This is a genomic window from Pseudorhodoplanes sp., assembly GCF_050250235.1.
Taxonomy (GTDB): Bacteria; Pseudomonadota; Alphaproteobacteria; order Rhizobiales; family Xanthobacteraceae; genus Pseudorhodoplanes.
The window spans coordinates 1-4,013 of sequence record NZ_JBFWPA010000286.1 but is presented as its reverse complement, the minus strand read 5'-3'; the positions used below and the strand labels follow the sequence as shown (position 1 = coordinate 4,013).

The 4,013-nt window shown below is 57.0% G+C and carries 4 protein-coding genes; all 4 read right to left on the bottom strand.

Features of this window, described 5'->3' with window-relative positions; all coding sequences use genetic code 11:
• Nucleotides 1–1,279, bottom strand: a 1,279-nt coding sequence (locus AB7F49_RS38785; RefSeq protein ID WP_428533173.1) for a class I adenylate-forming enzyme family protein, incomplete at its 3' end; no start/stop codon positions are given.
• Nucleotides 1,280–1,304: 25 nt separating this feature from the next.
• Complete coding sequence (locus AB7F49_RS38780; protein ID WP_428533170.1) at nucleotides 1,305–2,387, bottom strand: ABC transporter ATP-binding protein; 1,083 nt, start codon at nucleotides 2,385–2,387, stop codon at nucleotides 1,305–1,307.
• Entirely contained in the window at nucleotides 2,384–3,214 is an 831-nt protein-coding gene (locus AB7F49_RS38775; protein WP_428533167.1) for an ABC transporter permease, read from the bottom strand. The genes AB7F49_RS38780 and AB7F49_RS38775 overlap by 4 nt, the downstream gene beginning before the upstream one ends.
• Nucleotides 3,211–4,013 (bottom strand): ABC transporter permease (locus tag AB7F49_RS38770; RefSeq protein WP_428533164.1); only part of this gene is annotated, 803 nt, incomplete at its 5' end. The genes AB7F49_RS38775 and AB7F49_RS38770, both read right to left, overlap by 4 nt.

Genomic DNA, 4,013 nt, shown 5'->3' with positions numbered 1-4,013 from the left:
TTGGAAGCACACAGGAATCTTCGACCCAGGAGAGCACATTGATGACGCTCTCAATCTCGGCAGGATCAATCTTCAGGCCGCCCCGATTGATAACCGACGATGTTCGCCCACCGAGCACGAAGTCATCGCCAACACGGGTCGCCCGGTCGCCCGTGCGCACGCCGCCGCCGATAAAGGTGGCCTCCACGACGCTCGCATCGCGCCGCCAATAGCCCGCCGCGAGAACGGAGCCTCGGAGGACAAGATCGCCCTCTTCCTCACCGGTCTCGTTGATGACAGGGTTGCGCAGCTCGATCTTGCATTCCTCGATCGGTGTTCCCAGCGAACCAAGAGAACGCTGCAATTGCTCCTGGCTGATGATCGTGAAGGCGCCAGCGGATTCGGTCGACCCAAACAGGGCCATAATCTCGGCATTCGGAAACAGACGCTTGATCTGTCCATAGCCGGTGGCCGAAAGCGGCGCTGCCGTCGTAATCGCAAGGCGCACGGACTCCAGTGGCTCTACTTGCGCTTCGTTGCCGATCAAAAGATAATGTGATGGCACGGCCTTGAAAACATTGCATCCCGCCGCGCGCGCCTTGTCGAGCGACAAAGCCGGACTGAAAGTCCCGTCGATTGAAAATGCGGCATCCGTTGCAATGATCGGCAAAACGAGCGTCATGATCGCACTCGCTGTAAAAAGCGGGATCGGACTGTGGATGACCTTTCCCCTTTCGAGAGTCTGCGCGACCGCGTAGCGTCGGCCCGTCTCAAACTCGATATCGCTCGGCAAAATAACGCCCTTGGGACGCCCTGTCGTGCCGGTCGTGTAGATAAGGTCGCCCCCCTCTTCTTTCTCGGCCGACTTCACGGTCGATGAGAGATTGAGGGGCCATGCCCTGCCGTCAACGACGGCACGGACAGAGCTGTCGGCGAAATCGACTGCAATGATGCGGCGCGCATCTATTCCTGTCTGTCCCCAGGCTGCCACGCCGTCTGTGGCCGTCAATATGGCCGTCGGCTCAAGATCCTCGATAAAAAATGTCGCGTTCGCAGCCACGGCCTTTGGATTGAGCGGAACACACCAAGCTCCCAGAAGATGGATGCCGAAATAACAAGCCATCCATTCCTCGGCATGTAAGCCGTCCATGCAAAGAATAACCCGGTCGCCCGGCTTAACATCGTGCCCGACAAGAAAATCTCTGACAGCCGCGGCGCGCTGTGCGAGATCGCCGATGCTGGATTTCCTGCTGTTCGCGAAAAATGCAGCTCTTTGCGGGTCGCGCGCAAGCGACGCCATGAAAGCCGCACCTATAGTCGGATTCTTATGCATCGGGAATGAACCACCCATCCTTCAGTTGGTCGAAAAATATCGTGTTACCCTCTTTCATCCTGCTATCGAACTTATCAGGATCAATTCGCAGGGTGATGCTTGCGTCGCCCGCAACGCGCAGCCTTAATTCGTAAGCTTCGCCAAGATAGGAAATCGCCGTAATCAGACCGGAGCTTTCCCCGCCCTTTGCCTGTTCGACAACCTTGAGCCATTCCCTGCGAAGAACGAGCCACCCTTTTTGCCGCGCCGCCACGGGCACAGCGCTGCGCACCCGGAAAAGCTTTCCGCTTGCCTCGACAGAAAAGGATTGAGTTGGCGCAGAGTCACTATCTTGATTTTGAGCCGATGCGACAGCTCCCCCCAGAAAGCGAGCAACGAACGGCGCGAGAGGCCTTTCGTAAAGTTCTGCCGGCGTGCCGGCCTGCACGATCCGTCCGCCGGACATCAGAACAATGCGGTCGGACAACGACAAAGCCTCTTCCTGATCGTGCGTCACATGCAGAACAGAAACCTTGAATTCGCGCTGAATTTGCCGCAGCTCGACACGCATGCTCTCACGCAATTCCCGGTCGAGAGCGGACAATGGTTCATCGAGCAAAAGCAGTGGAGGATCGCAAACCAGGGCGCGAGCCAGCGCGACGCGCTGCTGTTGGCCGCCGCTCAATTGTGCTGGACGGCGCTGCTCAAACCCCTCCATGCCCACTCTTTGAAGGATAGCCGTCGCGCGCAGGCGCCGCGCGGCGCGATCGATCCCGCGCATGCGCAAGGGATAAGCAACATTATCCACAACCGACATATGCGGAAACAAAGCGTAACTTTGAAAAACGACGCCAAGATTGCGCCGATAAGGCGGCAGGCGGGTTGCGGGCTTTCCAAGAAAAGAAACCTGTCCTGCATCCGGGAGTTCCAGTCCTGCAATCAGGCGCAATAATGTGGTCTTTCCGGACCCACTCGGCCCGAGCACGCAAACATATTCACCGGATGAGATATCCAGATTGATGTCTCTCACGACCTCCACGCGTCCGAAGGATTTCCGAACGTCATTTAGGCTCACGGCTGCCATCACTTCCGTCATCTGTCCTGCCGCGCGCTCGATCCAGATTTTCTAGCGGAGAATAGTGCGAAGGCCGCGGCGAGCGCCGAAGCGACAATAAGGATTGTAGAGGCTGCAGCGAGCGTGGGCCGCAGCGTATACGAGGCTTCATCAAAGAGGATTTTCGGCAGCGTCTTCATTCCCGCATCAGTCAGAAAGAAAGCGAGCGCGATCTCGTCAAAGGAAATGATAAATGCGAACAAGCCGCCTGCAATTAATCCCGGAAGGGCAAGCGGTAGGGTCACGGTAAAAAGGACAACCCAGTTGTTGGCACCCATTGTCAGCGCCGCCTGCTCCAGCTCAGGATTGACGCGCCGCAGCGTCGCCAGCGTCGTCAGCAACACCATCGGAGCGCCGAGGAAGGCATGGGCTGCGATCAATCCGGTTTTTGTACCCACCCAGCCCATATCGAGATACCAATGATACAGGCCCGCCCCCAACACCACAGTCGGCATAACGAGAGGCAGGGCCGCCGCGGCCTCGCCTGACAGAAATCGGGATCCAAATCGATGCACAGCTACCGCAGCCGGCGCCCCCGTTGCGATCGCGAGAGTTGTCGAACCAATCGCGACGACGATGCTGTTGGCAAGGCCTTCGCGCCAATGATCGTCCAAAAGCAGCTCTTGATACCAGCGCAAGGAAAGCCCATCGGTCGGAAAAGAGAGATAGGTCGTCGTTGTCAGTGACATCGGAATGAGCACCAAACCCGGCGCAACCAATATGAAACAGACCAAGACAATGAAGGACCATCCAAGGACGCCCCCAATCCGATCAAGCCAGGCTGCTGCAAAATCCCTCATGATGGTCATCTGTAGATCGCCTGCCGTCGCCCAACCGCACTGATCAGCATCAACACGATCAGGGTCATCAGAATAAGCAGCAGCGAAAGAGCCATCGCAACCGGCCAATTCAGCATCTCAGCGGTCTGATAGGCGATAACCTGCGCAAGCATCGTATCGCCGAGTCCGCCAAGGAGAACCGGTATGACGAAAGAGCCCGCAGCAACCGCGAAGACGATCAAGCATCCAATAACGATGCCGGGCATTGCCAGCGGAACGATCACGGTGCGGATAGCCGTGACCGGTTGCGCGCCATTGGTATAGGCGGCTTCGAGCAATCGTGAATCGAGACGCGACAATGTCGCGAGAACTGGAAGAACAAGCGAGGGAAGAAGGATCTGGACTAAGCCCAGATAAAGCCCAAGCCGGCTGTTACTGAGCTGAATATCAGAGGAGACGAGACCGGACGACTGTAGCAGAGTGGAAATAAATCCATTCCGCTTAAGCATCACTTGCCACCCGAAAGCCCTGACCACAACACTGGTCCAGTAAGGGAACAGAACTGCGACCAGAAGAAGCGTGCGCACCAGCGGGGTGGCGCGCCACAAGGCAAAAGCGAGGGGAAATCCCAGAATAAGACAGACCACAGTTGAGACAGTGGAAATTTCAAAAGTCCGAAGAAGAACGCCAAGATAAGTTGGGTTTGAAACCGTAGAGAAGAAAGGCGTAGCGCCAGAACCCGTGGTGTTCAGAGCGTCGCTTATCACGTAGATCAGCGGCACTCCGAGCATCACCGCATAGAGAAGCGCGAGCGGCATAAGCAGCATGA